We start from the raw sequence: 16,554 nt of genomic DNA on the forward strand, positions 1-16,554 counted from the left end.
CCTTGTGAGGGGAGGTCCTGTCGTGCCCGTCATCTCCTATGACATGCCGGACAGGTTTGTCGCGGGCGCCGTCGGGCAGCCGGGCGAGCGCGCTTTCTACCTGCAGGCGCGCGCGGGCCGCCGCGTCACCAGCGTCGGCCTGGAGAAGTTCCAGGTCACCATGCTGGCCGAGCGCCTGGAGGAACTGCTGGACGAGGTGCTGCGGCGCAGCGGGGGCAGCGCCCCGGTGCCCGCGGTCGCCCCCACCGAGCTGCAGGACGACGCGCCGCTGGACCAGCCGGTGGAGGAGGAGTTCCGGGTGGGCACCATGGCGCTGGCCTGGGACCCCGAGGACGAGCGGGTGATCATCGAGGCTCAGGAGGTCACCGACGACGAGGGCGTGGAGCCGCTGGCCGCCGAACCCGGCGAGGACGAGCCGGCGATCGTGGTGCTGCGGGTGCGGATCACCGCCGGCCAGGCCCGGGCCTTCGCCGAGCGCGCCCTGAAGGTGGTCTCGGCGGGCCGGCCGCCGTGCCCACTGTGCGGCCTGCCGCTGGACGCCGCCGGTCACGTGTGCCCGCGCCAGAACGGGCACCTGGGCTGACGATGACGTCCCACCTGGGCGGGCCGGCCCGTCCGGCGCTCGCATCGGCCGGAAGGATCGGGAGAATGAGGACATGACGCAACCCTCCCGGGACCGTGCCGCCGACCCGCCCGGTGACGGCGGGGTCGACCCGGCCGACACGCAGACCGCCGAGCGGCTGCTGGCCGACGGCCGGCTCACCGTCGAGGGCCGTCTGGTCCAGGCGTCCAACGCCACCCTGTACTGCTCGGTCGAGCTGGACGGGCTGCGCGCGGCCTGCGTCTACAAGCCGGTGGCGGGGGAGCGGCCGCTGTGGGACTTCCCCGACGGCACACTGGCCCGGCGCGAGGTGGCGGCCTACCTGGTGTCGGAGGCGATGGGCTGGCACATCGTCCCGCCGACCGTGCACCGCGACGGCCCCTACGGCGTCGGCATGGTGCAGTTGTGGGTCGAGCCCGACCCCGACGTCGACCTGGTCGCCCTGTCGCGCTCGGAGGACCCGGCGATCCGCCGGATGGCGGTGTTCGACGCGGTGATCAACAACGCCGACCGCAAGATCGGGCACCTGCTGCCGCCCGGCGGCTCCGCCCGTGCCGGTGCGCGGGACGGCCACGTCTACGGCTGCGACCACGGGGTCTGCTTCTCGACCGACTACAAGCTGCGGACCGTGCTGTGGCAGTGGCGCGGCAAGAAGCTCACCGCCGAGGCGCTGGAGGCGCTGCGGCGCGTGGCGGAGGGGCTGCGCGGCGGGCCGCTGTCGCAGCGGCTGGGCGACCTGCTGACCGGCGAGGAGATCGACGCCACCGCGCGGCGGGTGGAGCTGATGCTCAAGCACCGCATCCACCCCTACCCCCCCGAGGACTGGCCCGCCATCCCCTGGCCCCCGCTCTGACCCGATCCGGGGGAGATGGTCCAATAAGGGCCATGTGCACGGCCGTGGTGGGTTTCGACCCCTCCTCCCCCGTTCCCCTGCTGCTCGCCGGAGTCCGTGACGAGTTCGCCGACCGGCCCTGGGCGCCGCCGGGCGCGCACTGGCCGGACCGTCCCGCCCTGCTCGGCGGTCGCGACCTGCGGGCCGGCGGCACCTGGCTGGCGGTCGATCCGGACGCGCCGCGGGTGGCCTGCGTCCTGAACGGCCGCGGCCGGCTGGCCCCCGAGGAGGGCCGGGCCTCGCGCGGGGAGCTGCCCCTGCGCGCGGCGGCCGACGGCGGTCTCGGCGATCTGGACCTGGCCCGTTTCGACCCCTTCCACCTGGTGTGCGCCGGGCTCGGCGGGGCCCTGCTGTGGAGCTGGGACGGGCACGAGCTCGCCGAGCGGAAACTCGGCCCCGGCCTGCACATGATCGTCAACACCGGACTGGAGGGCGGCCCGGCGACGTCGGTCGACCCCTGGGAGCGGGAGTCGGAGGTGCAGATGACCGAGCGGATCGCCTTCTTCCGCCCGCGCCTGACCGCCGCCCGGCGCCCCGAGCCGCGCACGGGCACCACCGCCGGCGCCTGGGGCGAGTGGCTGCCGCTGCTGGACGGCGGCGGGCTGGACCGCGCCGACCGCCGGGCGCTGGTCCTCACCCGCCGGTACGAGGCGGGCCTGTGGGGTACCTCGTCGGTCAGCCTGGTCGCGCTGTCGCCCCAGGGGGTGCGCTATGACTTCACCGCCGCGCCCGGAGACCCGCGGGCGTGGACGGCCGTGCTGCCGGCCGCCGAGCGGGGCGACAAGTAGACGATCTCCGCGTCGAGGTCGATTCGGGGCACGGATAAGCTTCAGGCATGCGATCGTGGCCTGCCCCCGGGGTACCCCGCCTGTCCGAAGCCGGTCTGTCCGGCCCCGCGCTGCCGTTGCACCTCCACGACACCGGGACGGGCTCGGTCAGGCCCACGGAGCCCGGCCCGACCGCCCGGATGTACGTGTGCGGCATCACCCCCTACGACGCCACCCATCTCGGCCACGCCGCGACCTATCTGGCCTTCGACCTGGCCAACCGGGTGTGGCGGGACGGCGGGCACACGGTGCACTACGTGCAGAATGCCACCGACGTGGACGACCCCCTGCTGGAACGTGCCCAGCAGACCGGCCAGGACTGGCGGGAGCTGGCCGACCGGGAGATCGCCCTGTTCCGCGACGACATGACCGCGCTGCGGATCCTGCCGCCCGACCACTACATCGGCGCGGTGGAGGCGATCCCGCTGATCATCGAGATGATCGAGCAGCTGCGCTCACGCGGCGCCGCCTACGAGGTGGACGGCGACCTGTACTTCCCGATCGCCGCCGACCCCGACTTCGGGCGGGTCAGCGGGCTGACCCGCGAGCAGATGATGCCGCTGTTCGCCGAGCGCGGCGGCGACCCCGCCCGGCGCGGCAAGAAGGACCCGCTGGACGCGCTGCTGTGGATGGTGCAGCGGCCGGGGGAGCCCGGCTGGGACTCGCCCTTCGGCCGGGGCCGCCCGGGCTGGCACGTGGAGTGCTCGGCGATCTCCGTCCACTACCTGGACATGGCCTTCGACGTCGAGGGCGGCGGCTCGGACCTGGCCTTCCCGCACCACGAGATGAGCGCCTCGCACGCCGAGGCGGCCACCGGGCGGCGGCCGCACGCCAGGGCGTACGTGCACGCGGGCATGGTCGGCCTGGACGGCGAGAAGATGTCCAAGTCGCGCGGCAACCTGGTGTTCGTCTCCCGGCTGCGGGGTGACGGCGCCGACCCCATGGCGATCCGGCTGGCGCTGCTGGGCCACCACTACCGTTCCGACTGGGAGTGGACGTCCGAGGACCTGGCGCGCGCCACCGGCCGCCTGGCGCGCTGGCGCGCGGCGGTGCGGCTGCCGTCCGGCCCCTCGGCGGAGCCGGTGGCCGCCGAGGTGCGCCGCCACCTGGCCCACGACCTGGACGCCCCGGCGGCCCTGGTGGCGATCGACCGCTGGGCCGAGCAGGCGCTGTCCGGAGCCGGCGAGGCCGAGGACGCCGCCCCCGCCCAGGTCCGCACGATCGCCGACGCCCTGCTGGGCGTCAGCCTGTGAGGCGTTCGCGTTCCCGCCGGGACCGCTCGCGGGACCCGGTGGCGCGGCGGGCGATCCGGCGGCGGGACAGGTGCAGGCCCAGCCTGGCCGGTGAGCGCCTGACGGAACCGGGGACGAGCAGGTAGCAGAACGCCCCGGTACGCAGCATCGTGTGCAGCAGGCGATCCCTGCGGGGGTTCCACGGCAGCCCGTACTGGGCGCGGATCGGCTCGGGCAGCAGCCCGGTGGTGACGAACCGGTTGAGCCACAGGGCCGGCCACAACCACCGCAGCCGGGCCGGCCACAGCACGGCCTGCATGACCTCGCGGCCGGTGTCGGAGACCTCCAGCGCGCCGATCATCTCGTCCATGTAGCGGCGGAAGGCGGCCAAGTCCTCCGGCTGGGCGCCGGGCGGGCAGTCCAGCACGTCGGCGACGTAGCGGGCCTGGCGGACGTACTCCTCGGCGAGGTCGCCGCTGGGCGAGCGCAGCACCTCGGTGTAGACGAACAGCGCCGCCTCGATGAGGGTGGCGTTGACCCACACCTGCAGGTCCGGGTCGTTGCCCGAGTAGCCGGGCCCGGTGATGCGCTCGTGCACGCGGCGGATGACCCGGCCGAGCCGCTCGGCCTCCTCCGGGGTGCCGAACGTCACGATGGTCAGGAAGTCCAGCGTGCCGAGCAGTCGGTCCAGCGGCCGTTCTCGCAGGTCGCTGTGGTCGGCGACGCCCTGCGCCACCTTGGGGTGGGCGACCTGCAGCAGCAGCGCGCGGCCGGCGGCCACCAGCACGGCGGGCTCACCGGCCAGCAGTTGCAGCACCGACCTGTCGCGGGGTATGGGGGATTCGCCCGCCATCGGTCCTCCCGGGGCTCAACGCTTGTAAGTGAATACTTGCGCGCCTTTCCCGGATGTGCAAGGCCCGTGGGGCGGTCCTGGGACGGGTGCGCCCCCGCGCCTGGTGGCGGCGGGGGCACGCCCGCAGCGGGCCGTTGGGGGATCCACCGGCCCCGGCGTGGACCGGAGATCAGCCGGAGTCGCGACCCTTCAGATAGCGCTCGAACTCCCGGGCAATGGCGTCCCCGCTGGCCTCGGGCAGCTCGGCGGCGTCCTTCTGCTCCTCCAGCGCCTTGACGTACTCGGCGACCTCGGTGTCCTGCTCGGCGAGCTCGTTGACCCCATGCTCCCAGGCGCGCGCCTCCTCGGGCAGTTCGCCCAGCGCCACGGTCAGGTCCAGCAGGTCCTCCACCCGGCGCAGCAGCGCCAGCGTCGCCTTGGGGGAGGGCGGGTGCGAGACGTAGTGCGGCACCGACGCCCATAGCGCCACCGTGCCGATGTGGGCCTTGTCGCAGGCGTCCTGCAGGACGCCCAGGATGCCGGTCGGGCCCTCGTAGCGGCTCAGCTCGTACCGGCCGCCGGGCTCCAGCCGCAGCGTGCCGACCACGGGGGGACCGGAGACGCTTCCGCTGACCGGGACGGGGCGGGTGTGCGGGGAGTCGGCCAGCAGCGCGCCCAGCAGCACCGCCGTCCGCACGCCCAGCCGCTCCACCGCCTCCAGCAGCTCCCGGCAGAACGAGCGCCAGCGCATGTTGGGCTCGATGCCGCGGATCAGTACCACGTCACGCGACGAACCCGGCGGGCGCGCCCACGAGATCCGGGTGGTGGGCCAGGTGATGCTGCGGACACCGTCCTCGTCCAGCTCCACCGTCGGACGGGTCACCTGGAAGTCGTAGTAGTCCTCCGGATCCAGCTCGGCCACCGGGGACGCGTCCCAGGCCGACTCCAGATGCCTGATGACCCCGCTGGCCGCCTCGCCGGCGTCGTTCCACCCCTCAAAGGCGGCGACCAGGACCGGGTCGACCAGCTCGGGCACGTTCTCGAACTCGACCACCCGCTGCCTCCTTCCGACCTAGGTACAGCGTCACGGCGCGCGCCGTTGTTCCCGGGTCCCGGGAGGCCGGGACGCGCTCATGATCGAATACCGTCACCCTACGTCCTGGCGGGGTGGGCCCGCCTCCCGGCCGCGCGGCCCGGGGTGACCGGGCGGACGTGGCCGGGGGACGGGCCGGCGATCACTTCCCGTCGGTGGTGTGCACGATCAGGATGTCGCAGGGCGAGCGGTGCGACAGGTTGGCCGGCACCGAGCCCAGGATCCGGCCCGCCAGGCTGTTGAGGCCGCGGTTGCCCACCACCAGCAGGTCCGCGCCGCGGTCCCTGGCGACCTTGGTGAGCACGTCCACCGCGTCGCCCTCCACCGCGACCTCGTCGATGTCCTTGGCGCCGGCCGCCACGGCGCGTTCCCGGGCGGCCCGCAGCGCGTCCTCGGCGGGGGTGGACCCCTGGACCTTGTAGGCCAGGTCGCCCAGCCGGTCGGCGGCGCTCAGCCGCTCGCGCTCGCTCATGGGGTGGTAGGCGGATGCGAGCAGCAGGGTCGCTCCGGTGTCGGCCGACAGCCGGGCGGCCGATTCCACCGCGCGGAAAGAGGAGTCCGAGCCGTCGGTGCCGACGAGAATGGTGCGGTACGAGGCCATCGCCGCTCCTTACCGGGGAGTAGTTTCCGAATGGGCACGTTATCGGCCGGAGTGCCGTTCCGTCACCTGTCAATCGGACGGCGTGTCGATAAGGTCGGCCGGGCGGGCGGCCGCTTTTCCCGGGCCGCCGTGTCCCTTTGACGGGGTGGGCGAGATCTCCCGCCTGTCCCGGCTTGCGCGCGGGTCGGCCGGATAGAGTTGCGCTCTATGAGCGCTACCCCACAGACGTTGCGTCAGGCCCTCCGGGAACGAGTCGTCGTGGCCGACGGCGCGATGGGGACGATGCTCCAGGCCCAGGATCCGACCCTGGACGACTTCGAGGGGCATGAGGGCTGCAACGAGGTCCTCAACGTCACCCGTCCCGACATTGTCCGCGCGGTGCACGCGGCCTACCTCGACGTCGGTGTCGACTGCGTGGAGACCAACACCTTCGGCGCCAACCTCGGCAACCTCGGCGAGTACGGCATCGCCGACCGGATCGAGGAGTTGGCCGAGGCCGGCGCCCGCATCGCCCGCGAGGTGACCGACGCCTACTCCACCCCCGACCGGCCCCGCTGGGTGATCGGCTCGGTCGGCCCCGGTACCAAGCTGCCCACCCTGGGCCATGTCTCCTACGCCGAGCTGCGCGACTCCTACGAGCGGATGGCCGCCGCCCTGATCGCCGGTGGGGTGCACGCGATCCTCGTCGAGACCTGCCAGGACCTGCTGCAGGTCAAGGCCGCCCTCAATGGCGCCCGCCGGGCCATCGACGCCGCCGGCGCCGACACCGTGCTGATCGGCCAGGTCACCATCGAGCAGAACGGCGCCATGCTGATGGGCTCGGAGATCGGCGCCGCGCTCACCGCGCTGGAGCCGCTGGGCATCGACCTGATCGGCCTCAACTGCGCCACCGGCCCGGCCGAGATGAGCGAGCACCTGCGCTACCTGGCCCGGCACGCCCGCGTCGGGCTGTCGTGTATGCCCAACGCCGGGCTGCCCGAGCTGACCGCCGACGGCGCCCGCTACCCGCTGACCCCGGCCGAGCTGGCCGACGCCCACGACGCCTTCACCCGCGACTACGGCCTGTCCCTGGTCGGCGGCTGCTGCGGCACCACCCCCGAGCACCTGCGCCAGGTCGTCGAGCGGGTGCGCGGCCGCGAGGTGGCCCCCCGCAGGTCCCGGCCCGAGGCCGGCGCCTCCTCGCTCTACCAGCACGTCCCGTTCCGGCAGGACACCTCCTACCTGGCGATCGGGGAGCGCACCAACGCCAACGGCTCCAAGGCCTTCCGTGAGGCGATGCTGGCCGAGCGCTGGGACGACTGCGTACGCATCGCCCGCGACCAGGCCCGCGACGGCGCCCACATGATCGACCTGTGCGTCGACTACGTCGGCCGCGACGGCGTGGCCGACATGAAGGAGCTGGCGTTCCGGTTCGCCACCGCCTCCACCCTGCCGATCGTGCTGGACTCCACCGAGTCGCAGGTGCTGCGGGCCGGGCTGGAGATGCTCGGCGGCCGCGCCCTGGTCAACTCGGTCAACTACGAGGACGGGCGCGGGCCCGACTCGCGCTTCCACAAGACCATGACCGCCGTCCGCGAGCACGGCGCCGCCGTCGTGGTGATGTGCATCGACGAGCAGGGCCAGGCCCGCACCGCCGCCGACAAGGTCCGCATCGCCTGTGAGATCATCGACGACCTGACCGGCAACTGGGGGATGCACGTCGAGGACATCGTCGTCGACTGCCTGACCTTCCCCATCGCCACCGGCCAGGAGGAGACCCGCCGCGACGGGCTGGAGACCATCGAGGCGATCCGCGAGCTCAAGCGCCGCCACCCGGGGGTGCAGACCACGCTGGGGGTCTCCAACGTCTCCTTCGGCCTCAACCCGGCCGCCCGGATCGTGCTGAACTCGGTGTTCCTCAACGAGTGCGTCAACGCCGGGCTGGACTCGGCCATCGTGCACGCCTCCAAGATCCTGCCGATGGCCCGCATCCCCGACGAGCAGCGCCAGGTCGCCCTCGACATGGTCTACGACCGGCGCCGCGCCGGCTACGACCCGCTGCAGCGGTTCATGGAGCTGTTCGAGGGCGTCAACGCCAAGGCGCTGCGCGCCTCCCGCGCCGAGGAGCTGGCCTCCCTACCGCTGTGGGAGCGGCTCAAGCGCCGCATCATCGACGGCGAGTCCGACGGCCTGAACGCCGACCTGGACCAGGCGCTGGCGCAGCGGCCCGCCCTGGAGATCATCAACAACGTGCTGCTGGACGGCATGAAGACCGTCGGCGAACTGTTCGGCTCCGGGCAGATGCAGCTGCCGTTCGTACTGCAGAGCGCCGAGGTGATGAAGACCGCGGTCGCCTACCTCGAACCGCACATGGAGAAGTCCGACGACGGCGGCAAGGGCCGCATCGTGCTGGCCACCGTCAAGGGCGACGTGCACGACATCGGCAAGAACCTGGTCGACATCATCTTGAGCAACAACGGCTACGAGGTGGTCAACATCGGCATCAAGCAGCCGATGTCGGCGATCCTGGAGGCCGCCAAGGAGCACCGCGCCGACGTCATCGGCATGTCCGGGCTGCTGGTCAAGTCCACGGTGATCATGAAGGAGAACCTGGAGGAGCTCAACTCCCGGGGCCTGGCCGGCGAGTGGCCGGTGCTGCTGGGCGGCGCCGCCCTGACCCGCGCCTACGTCGAGCAGGACCTGGCCGGGCTGTTCGACGGCGAGGTCCGCTACGCCCGCGACGCCTTCGAGGGGCTGCGGCTGATGGACGCGTTCATGGCCGTCAAGCGCGGCGAGGAGGGCGCCGTCCTGCCGCCGCTGCGGGAACGGCGGGTCAAGACCGGCGCGAGGCTGCAGGTCACCGAGCCCGAGGAGATGCCCGCCCGCTCCGACGTGGCCGCCGACAACCCGGTGCCCGAGCCGCCGTTCTGGGGGGAGCGGATCGTCAAGGGCATCCCCATGGCCGACTACACCTCGTTCCTGGACGAGCGGGCCACCTTCATGGGGCAGTGGGGCCTCAAGCCCGCCCGCGGCGGCGACGGACCCTCCTACGAGGAACTGGTGGAGACCGAGGGGCGGCCCCGGCTGCGCATGTGGCTGGACCGCGTCCAGTCCGAGGGCCTGATCGAGGCCGCGGTCGTCTACGGCTACTTCCCAGCCGTCAGCGAGGGCGACGACCTGGTCATCATGAACGAGGACGGGTCCGAGCGCGAGCGCATCACCTTCCCCCGCCAGCGCCGCGACCGGCACCTGTGCCTGGCCGACTTCTTCCGCCCCCGCGCGTCGGGGCAGACCGACGTGGTCGCCTTCCAGCTGGTCACGGTGGGCTCCAAGGTGTCGGAGGCCACCGCGGAGCTGTTCGCCAAGAACGCCTACCGCGACTACCTGGAGCTGCACGGACTGTCGGTGCAGCTCACCGAGGCGCTGGCGGAGTACTGGCACGCCCGGGTGCGCGCGGAGATCGGCTTCGGCGACCAGGACCCCGACGACATCGGCGAGTTCTTCAAGCTCGGCTACCGGGGCGCCCGCTTCTCCTTCGGCTACCCGGCCTGCCCGGACCTGGAGAACCGCGCCACGGTCGTGCGGCTGCTGCGGCCCGAGCGGATCGGCGTCACCCTGTCGGAGGAGTTCCAGTTGGTGCCCGAGCAGGCCACCGACGCGCTGATCGTCCACCACCCCGAGGCCAAGTACTTCAACGTCTGACCTGTTCGTTCGGGCCCGGGGACGTACCTCTGGGCCTTGGTGGCCCGGGGATACCCCCAGGCCCTGGTGGCCCTGGTGGCGCGGGCCGGTGATCCCGGCGCGCCTGGAGAAGGAGACACGTGGAGGGGGACGGGTGGCCGCGGGCCGTCCTGTTCGACATGGACGGCCTGCTGATCGACTCCGAGGTGCTGTGGTTCGAGGTCGAGACCGAGGTGATGGCCTGGCTAGGTGGCGTCTGGGGTCCGCAGCACCAGGAGAAGATGGTGGGCGGCTCGCTGAGCCGCGCCGCCGTGTACATGCTGGCGCTGGCCGGGCCGGTGGCCCCGCAGCAGGAGGTGGAGCGGCGGCTGCTGGACGGGATGGCCGAGCGGCTGAGCGAGTCGGCCCCGCTCATGCCCGGGGCCAAGGAACTGCTCGCCGAGGTGCGCGCGGCCGGCCTGCCGACGGCGCTGGTGTCCTCCAGCCACCGCAGGCTGATCGAGGCGGTCCTGGAGGGCATCGGCCGCGAGCACTTCGACGTCACTGTGGCCGGTGACGAGGTTGCCCGGCTCAAGCCCGAGCCCGAGCCTTACCTGACCGCCGCCGCGCGGCTGGGCGTGCGGCCGGAGGACTGCGTGGTGCTGGAGGACTCGCCGACCGGCGTGGCCGCCGCCGAGGCCGCCGGATGCGTCACCGTGGCGGTGCCCGGCGTCGCCCCGGTCCCGCCTGCGCCCGGCCGGATCGTGGTGGAATCGTTGCGCGAGGTGGATCTTCACCTGCTGTCCCGGCTGCGTCCCTGAGACCCGCCGGACGGTTCCCTAGGGGACGGCTACCGCCGGGGGAGGAGGGCGCGTCCGCGGGAACCATCCGGCCGGATGAGGGGTCTTTGTCCATGTACGTGTGACTATGGCAGGAGACACACGGCGTGGATGCGAAGGTGGGGGACCCGGCATGGGCGACGCGATGCTCTTCACGATCAGTCTCGGGATCACACTGCTCGGGCTCGTCGTCAGCTATGGCGTGGCCAAGCGCCGAGGGGCCGCCTCCGGCCTGCGCGGCGCCGCCTGGTCGATGGTGCCGCTGGCGGCGACCCTGACTGGCGTCACCGGGTTCGTCGCCGACCTGGTGTTCAGCCCCGCCAAGTGGGCGGGGGTGGCGCTGGCCGGCCTGGCCGTGCTGCTCTACCTGGTCTCCGGCGTGATGCTGAGCAGGCGCGGTGACGGTGATGGCGGCGGGCGTCCGCAGGTGGGCGGCGCCGGGACGGCGGGGCGCGCGGGGCGCAAGGAGCGCGGCGAGCGGCGCCCGCAGCGGGCCGTGGAGCCCTCCGCGGGCCCGTCCGCGGACCCGGATCTGGCCGAGATCGAGGAGATCCTGCGCCGCCGCGGCATCCAGTGAGCCCTCTGCGGCACGGCTGAGAATCTCCATCTCAGAGGCAGGATCGGCGGACGATCGGTATCGGCCAGGACTCGGAAAGGTAAAGCTTTTCGCGGTACCCCCGGGTCCAGTTGGCAACTCCGCCTTACTGGAGCGTAATATCTGGGCGTTTTGTCCGGTCGGGTTGTTCGGACCACGTGTGCCCCAGATGACGACGAGATCACAAGTCGGACACGGGTACTGGTGGGGTTCGGCTTCGCGATGGACCCTCGTCGCTGGAGAGCTAGGTTTCCCTCCAGCAAACGCGCTGCCGGTAGCGGGAAGACCACGGACGCCTGTGTCCGCTCCCGTGCTCTCGCTCTTCGGCGGCGCCGCCGACGTGCAGGGAGGTACGGAGCGTGACCGCACCGATCGAGGTGTCGGGGTCTGAGACCGAGGCCCAGCCCGAGGCCGTCCTCGCCGGGGTGGGCAAGAAGGCGATCGAGGGCCGCTCCCTGGGCCAGATCGCCTGGCTGCGGCTCAAGCGCGACCGGGTGGCCGTGGCCGGCGGCATCGTGATCATCCTGCTGGTCCTGCTGGCGGTGTTCGCGCCGCTGGTGGTCAAGCTGCTGGGGCACCCTCCCAACGAGTTCCACCAGGAGCACATCGACCCCACCCTGGGCTCCCCGACCGGGAAGTTCGGCGGGATGAGCGGGGAGTTCCTGTTCGGCCTCGAGCCGGGCAACGGCCGCGACCTGTTCAGCCGGATCGTCTACGGCGCCCGGGTATCGCTGCTGGTGGGCTTCCTGGCCACCGTGGTCGCGGTGATCATCGGCACCGCACTGGGCGTGGTCGCCGGCTACTTCGGCGGCTGGGTCGACTCGCTGATCGCCCGCACCATGGACGTCTTCCTGGCCTTCCCGCTGCTGCTGTTCTCCATCGCGTTGGTCGGCGTGATCCCCGGGAAGATGGACATCCTGCCGTTCGGCCCGGACTTCCTGCACCTGGTCAGCCTGGAGGGCAACACCCTGCGGATGGCCCTGCTGGTGTTCATCATCGGGTTCTTCAGCTGGCCCTACATCGGCCGCATCGTCCGCGGCCAGACGCTGTCGCTGCGCGAGCGCGAGTTCGTCGACGCCGCCCGCAGCATGGGCGCCGGCAACGGCTACATCATCGTCCGGGAGATCCTGCCCAACCTGATCGCGCCGATCCTGGTGTACTCCACCCTGCTGATCCCGACCAACATCCTCTTCGAGGCCGCCCTGTCGTTCCTGGGCGTCGGCATCAACCCGCCGACGCCGTCCTGGGGCGGCATGCTGACCCAGGCGACCTCGCTCTACACGATCGCGCCGCACTTCGTGATCATCCCGGGTCTGGCCATCTTCGTCACGGTCATGGCCTTCAACCTGTTCGGCGACGGCCTGCGCGACGCCCTCGACCCACGGGCCCGATGACCCCGGTACCCCCTACCGGCTAACAGTGAAAGGGAAGTCATGAAAAGTCCCAAAGTCTGGACGGCGATGACGGCGGGCGCCGTCGTGCTGAGTCTGGGCCTGTCCGCCTGTGGCGGCGGCGACGACGGCGACGGCGAGGGCGGCTCGGCCGCCACCAAGTTCGACGCCGGGTCGAACGGCATCGTCAACCCTTCCGACAAGAAGGGCGGCGTGCTGCGCATGGGGATGAGCGACGACTTCGACTCGACCGACCCCGGTGACACCTACTACGCCTTCGGCAACAACTTCGTCCGGCTGTACTCGCGGACGCTGATGACCTACACCTCCAAGCCGGGCGCGGACTCCAACAAGCCCTCGCCGGACCTGGCCGAGGCCGCGGGCGTGCCGAGCGACGGCAACAAGACCTGGACCTTCAAGCTCAAGAAGGGCCTGAAGTACGAGGACGGCTCGGAGATCAAGGCCGAGCACATCAAGTACGCGGTGGCGCGGACCTACGACCGCGGTGTGCTCAGCCACGGCCCGGCCTACTTCCCTCAGCTGCTGGACGCCGGGGACTACAAGGGCCCCTACAAGAACAAGAACCTCGATGACTTCAAGGGCATCGAGACCCCCGACGACTACACCGTCGTCTTCAAGCTCAAGGACCCCTTCCCCGAGTTCAACGAGCTGGTGACCTTCTCCGGCCAGACCGCCCCGGTGCCGCCGGACAAGGACAAGGGCGCCCAGTACCGGCTGCACCCGCTGTCCTCGGGCCCCTACAAGTGGGAGGGCGACTACCAGCCGAAGAAGGGCGGCGTGCTGGTCCGCAACGAGAACTGGGACGCCAGCACCGACCCCAACCGCAAGGCGCTGCCCGACCGCATCGAGATCACCGCGGGCCTTGAGGCCAACGAGGTCGACAACCGGCTGCTCAACGGCCAGTTGCACGTGGACCTGCCCGGCAGCGGCGTGCAGGACGCCGCCCGGCAGAAGATCCTCACCGACCCCAAGCTGAAGGCCAACGCGGACAACCCGTACGCCGGCTTCCACTGGTACGTGCCGATCAGCACCGTCAACATCCCGAACGTCGAGTGCCGTAAGGCCATCGTCTACGCCGCCGACCGTGACGCGATGTGGCGGGCCTACGGTGGCGACGTCGGCGGTGAGCGCTCCACCTCCATCCAGCCGCCGATCATCGCCGGCCGCCAGAAGGGCACGGACCTCTACACCTCCACCGCCGCCGGCTACAAGGGCGACGTGAACAAGGCCAAGGAGGCCCTGCAGGCGTGCGGCCAGCCCAACGGCTTCTCGACCACGATGGTCTACCGCAGCGACCGGCCCAAGGAGAAGGCCGTCGCCGAGGCGCTGGAGCAGTCGCTGGGCAAGGCCGGCATCAAGCTGACCCTGAAGGGCTACCCGGCGGGCACCTACACCGCCGAGCAGTTCGGCTCCCCGTCCTTCGTCAAGAAGGAGAAGATCGGCCTGGGCACCTACGGCTGGGCGGCCGACTGGCCCACCGGCTACGGCTACCTGCAGGCCATCTCCGACGGCAAGGCGATCGTTCCCGCCGGTAACTCCAACCCGTCCGAGCTGGACGACCCGGAGATCAACAAGATGTGGAACGACGTCGTCAAGCTGGACGACGCGGCGCAGCGGGAGGCGATCTACAACCAGATCGACCAGAAGATCCGCGAGAAGGCCGCCATCCTGCCCAACGTCTACGCCAAGTCCCTGCTGTACCGGCCGCAGACGCTCGCCAACGTCTACTTCCACGCCGGCTTCGGCATGTACGACTACGCCAACCTCGGCGTGACCGGCTGAGGTCAGCGCCCGAACTCTCTGTAGAGGGGTGAAGGCACCGGGCGGCCGGCGGGACCCCAGCGGCCCCGCCGGCCGCCTCCGCCGCCCACTGTGATCGCATTCATCGTCCGCCGGCTCCTCAGCGCCGTGGTGCTGATGTTCATCATCACCGCGGTCACCTTCGGCATCTTCTTCCTGGTCCCCAAGGCCGCCGGGGTGAGCGAGGACGACCTGGCCGCCCGGTTCGCCGGCAAGTCGCCCACACCGGAGGCGCTCGCGCAGGTCAAGGAGCGCCTGTCGCTGGACGAGCCGCTTCCGGTCCAGTACGGCCGCTTCGTCAAGGCGATCGTCGCCGGTGACAGCTACGACACCGGGGTCTCCGAGGTGGAGTGCTCGGCGCCCTGCCTGGGCTACTCGTTCCGCACCAGCACGCCGGTCCTGGACGAGATCCTCGACCGGGCCCCGGTGACCCTGTCGCTGGCCGTGGGCGCGGCCGTGATCTGGGTGATCGTGGGGGTCTCGATCGGAGTGCTGTCGGCGCTGCGGCGCGGCAGCCTGTTCGACCGCGCGGCGATGGCGGTCGCGCTGGCCGGCGTCTCCCTACCGGTCTTCTTCACCGGCCTGCTGTCGCTGGCGTTCATCGTGCACGCCTGGGGACTGCTGCCGTCGGTGGACTACAAACCGCTCACCCAGGATCCCGCCGCCTGGGCCAGCAGCCTGATCCTGCCGTGGATCACGCTCGCGTTCCTCTACGCGGCGATGTACGCGCGGCTCACCAGGGCAGGCATGCTGGAGACGATGAACGAGGACTACATCCGCACCGCGCGCGCCAAGGGACTGCCCGAGCGCACCGTGGTGACCAAGCACGGGCTGCGCGCGGCGCTGACCCCGCTGCTGACGATCTTCGGCCTGGACTTCGGCCTGCTGGTGGGTGGAGCGGTGCTGACCGAGCGGGCGTTCTCGCTCAAGGGACTGGGCCAGCTGTCGCTGGACGGCGTCATCCAGAGCGACCTGCCGGTGGTGCTCGGGGTGGTGCTGTTCGCCGCGTTGTTCGTCGTCCTGGCCAACCTGGTCGTGGACGTTCTGTACGGGGTCGTCGACCCGAGGGTGAGGCACAGCTGATGGGGGACAAGCGACCGGCCGAGACGCTGGACGGCACGCCGGTCACCATGGCCGAAGGCTCGCCACCGCCGACCGCCTTCCTGGAGGTGCGCGACCTGCGCATCCACTTCCCGACCGACGACGGTCTGGTCAAGTCGGTCGACGGCCTGTCGTTCCGGCTGGAGCGCGGCCGCACGCTGGGCATCGTCGGCGAGTCCGGCTCCGGCAAGTCGGTGACCAGCCTGGGCATCCTGGGCCTGCACAACCGGCGCAACGCCAAGGTCTCCGGGGAGATCTGGCTGGACGGCCAGGAGCTGGTGGGCGCCTCGCCCGAGGAGGTCCGCAGGCTGCGCGGCCGCCGGATGGCGATGATCTTCCAGGACCCGCTGTCGTCGATGCACCCCTTCTACACCGTCGGTGACCAGATCATCGAGGCGTACCGGGTGCACAACGACGTCAGCAAGAAGGTCGCCCGCAAGCACGCCGTGGACATGCTCGGCCGGGTCGGCATCCCCAAGCCCGAGCGGCGGGTGGACGACTACCCGCACCAGTTCTCCGGCGGCATGCGGCAGCGCGCGATGATCGCCATGGCGCTGTCGTGCGACCCCGAACTGCTGATCGCCGACGAGCCCACCACCGCGCTGGACGTGACGGTGCAGGCGCAGATCCTGGACCTGATCCGGGACCTGCAGGAGGAGTTCAACTCCGCGATCATCATGATCACCCACGACCTGGGCGTGGTGGCCGAGCTGAGCGACGACATCCTGGTCATGTACGCCGGGCGCAGCGTGGAGCAGGCCAGTGTGCAGGACGCCTTCCACCGGCCGCTGCACCCCTACACCTGGGGCCTGCTCGGCTCGATGCCGCGGCTGGACCGCGAGCGCTCCGAGCGGCTGCTGCCCATCAAGGGCACCCCGCCCAGCCTGATCAACGTACCGGCCGGCTGCGCGTTCAGCCCGCGCTGCGCCTACGCGGAGCTGAACGAGGGCAGGAGCGAGACCGAGCGGCCCGAACTGGCCGAGGTCGAGCCCGGCCACCGGGTCGCCTGCCATCTGCCGCTGGAACGGCGCAGGCAGATCTGGGAAACCGAGATCCTGCCGAAGCTGTGACGAACACGGGCGCGAAGGAA

At 71.4% G+C, this 16,554-nt stretch carries 14 protein-coding genes; 11 read left to right on the top strand and 3 right to left on the bottom strand.

What is annotated here, in order from left to right; genetic code table 11:
* Positions 1-22 precede the first annotated feature (22 nt).
* From C4U03_RS20015 to mshC, 4 genes are all read left to right on the top strand, one after another.
* Entirely contained in the window at positions 23-583 is a 561-nt protein-coding gene (locus C4U03_RS20015; protein ID WP_235017989.1) for a DUF3090 domain-containing protein, read from the top strand.
* Positions 584-656: 73 nt separating this feature from the next.
* Positions 657-1,454, top strand: coding sequence for an SCO1664 family protein (locus tag C4U03_RS20020; RefSeq protein WP_103939335.1), 798 nt, complete (start codon positions 657-659; stop codon positions 1,452-1,454).
* Between the two features lie 32 nt (positions 1,455-1,486).
* Positions 1,487-2,281, top strand: coding sequence for an NRDE family protein (locus C4U03_RS20025; protein WP_103939336.1), 795 nt, complete (start codon positions 1,487-1,489; stop codon positions 2,279-2,281).
* A gap of 47 nt (positions 2,282-2,328) precedes the next feature.
* Positions 2,329-3,573 (top strand): cysteine--1-D-myo-inosityl 2-amino-2-deoxy-alpha-D-glucopyranoside ligase, encoded by a 1,245-nt coding sequence (gene mshC / locus C4U03_RS20030; protein WP_103939337.1) that lies wholly within the window; start codon positions 2,329-2,331, stop codon positions 3,571-3,573.
* Here mshC and C4U03_RS20035 read toward each other — a convergent pair.
* The 3 genes from C4U03_RS20035 to C4U03_RS20045 form a co-directional block, all read right to left on the bottom strand.
* Entirely contained in the window at positions 3,563-4,405 is an 843-nt protein-coding gene (locus tag C4U03_RS20035) for an oxygenase MpaB family protein (RefSeq protein ID WP_103939338.1), read from the bottom strand. The genes mshC and C4U03_RS20035 overlap by 11 nt on opposite strands.
* A gap of 169 nt (positions 4,406-4,574) precedes the next feature.
* Complete coding sequence (locus C4U03_RS20040; protein ID WP_103939339.1) at positions 4,575-5,438, bottom strand: PAC2 family protein; 864 nt, start codon at positions 5,436-5,438, stop codon at positions 4,575-4,577.
* A gap of 181 nt (positions 5,439-5,619) precedes the next feature.
* Complete coding sequence (locus tag C4U03_RS20045) at positions 5,620-6,078, bottom strand: universal stress protein (RefSeq protein ID WP_103939340.1); 459 nt, start codon at positions 6,076-6,078, stop codon at positions 5,620-5,622.
* A 207-nt stretch (positions 6,079-6,285) separates the two neighbouring features.
* Between C4U03_RS20045 and metH the strand changes: the two genes are divergently transcribed.
* The 7 genes from metH to C4U03_RS20080 all read left to right on the top strand — a co-directional run bounded on the left by metH (position 6,286) and on the right by C4U03_RS20080 (position 16,534).
* Positions 6,286-9,759: a methionine synthase gene (gene metH / locus C4U03_RS20050; protein WP_103939341.1), complete on the top strand. Its 3,474-nt coding sequence runs from the start codon at positions 6,286-6,288 to the stop codon at positions 9,757-9,759.
* A 119-nt stretch (positions 9,760-9,878) separates the two neighbouring features.
* The gene (locus C4U03_RS20055) at positions 9,879-10,538 is read left to right on the top strand and encodes an HAD family hydrolase (RefSeq protein WP_268817521.1); all 660 of its coding nucleotides are present in this window, start codon (positions 9,879-9,881) and stop codon (positions 10,536-10,538) included.
* A 151-nt stretch (positions 10,539-10,689) separates the two neighbouring features.
* On the top strand, positions 10,690-11,133 hold the full coding sequence (locus C4U03_RS20060) for a hypothetical protein (protein ID WP_103939342.1): 444 nt from the start codon (positions 10,690-10,692) through the stop codon (positions 11,131-11,133).
* Positions 11,134-11,510: 377 nt separating this feature from the next.
* Positions 11,511-12,545, top strand: coding sequence for an ABC transporter permease (locus C4U03_RS20065; protein WP_103939343.1), 1,035 nt, complete (start codon positions 11,511-11,513; stop codon positions 12,543-12,545).
* Positions 12,546-12,584: 39 nt separating this feature from the next.
* Positions 12,585-14,345: an ABC transporter substrate-binding protein gene (locus C4U03_RS20070; protein WP_103939344.1), complete on the top strand. Its 1,761-nt coding sequence runs from the start codon at positions 12,585-12,587 to the stop codon at positions 14,343-14,345.
* A 90-nt stretch (positions 14,346-14,435) separates the two neighbouring features.
* A complete protein-coding gene (locus C4U03_RS20075; RefSeq protein WP_103939345.1) occupies positions 14,436-15,446 on the top strand; it encodes an ABC transporter permease in 1,011 nt (336 codons plus the stop codon).
* Entirely contained in the window at positions 15,446-16,534 is a 1,089-nt protein-coding gene (locus C4U03_RS20080) for an ABC transporter ATP-binding protein (RefSeq protein ID WP_103939346.1), read from the top strand. The genes C4U03_RS20075 and C4U03_RS20080 overlap by 1 nt, the downstream gene beginning before the upstream one ends.
* The last annotated feature ends 20 nt before the right edge of the window (positions 16,535-16,554 follow it).

The sequence above is a fragment of the Thermomonospora echinospora genome (assembly GCF_900108175.1).
GTDB classification, from domain to species: domain Bacteria; phylum Actinomycetota; class Actinomycetes; order Streptosporangiales; family Streptosporangiaceae; genus Thermomonospora; species Thermomonospora echinospora.

Bases quoted from the DNA above. Each gene is read 5' to 3' on its own strand.
- C4U03_RS20020 (WP_103939335.1), top strand. From the start codon at position 657: ATGACGCAACCCTCCCGGGACCGTGCCGCCGACCCGCCCGGTGACGGC.
- C4U03_RS20025 (WP_103939336.1), top strand. From the start codon at position 1,487: ATGTGCACGGCCGTGGTGGGTTTCGACCCCTCCTCCCCCGTTCCCCTG.
- mshC (WP_103939337.1), top strand. From the start codon at position 2,329: ATGCGATCGTGGCCTGCCCCCGGGGTACCCCGCCTGTCCGAAGCCGGT.
- C4U03_RS20035 (WP_103939338.1), bottom strand. From the start codon at position 4,405: ATGGCGGGCGAATCCCCCATACCCCGCGACAGGTCGGTGCTGCAACTG.
- C4U03_RS20045 (WP_103939340.1), bottom strand. From the start codon at position 6,078: ATGGCCTCGTACCGCACCATTCTCGTCGGCACCGACGGCTCGGACTCC.
- metH (WP_103939341.1), top strand. From the start codon at position 6,286: ATGAGCGCTACCCCACAGACGTTGCGTCAGGCCCTCCGGGAACGAGTC.
- C4U03_RS20060 (WP_103939342.1), top strand. From the start codon at position 10,690: ATGGGCGACGCGATGCTCTTCACGATCAGTCTCGGGATCACACTGCTC.
- C4U03_RS20070 (WP_103939344.1), top strand. From the start codon at position 12,585: ATGAAAAGTCCCAAAGTCTGGACGGCGATGACGGCGGGCGCCGTCGTG.
- C4U03_RS20080 (WP_103939346.1), top strand. From the start codon at position 15,446: ATGGGGGACAAGCGACCGGCCGAGACGCTGGACGGCACGCCGGTCACC.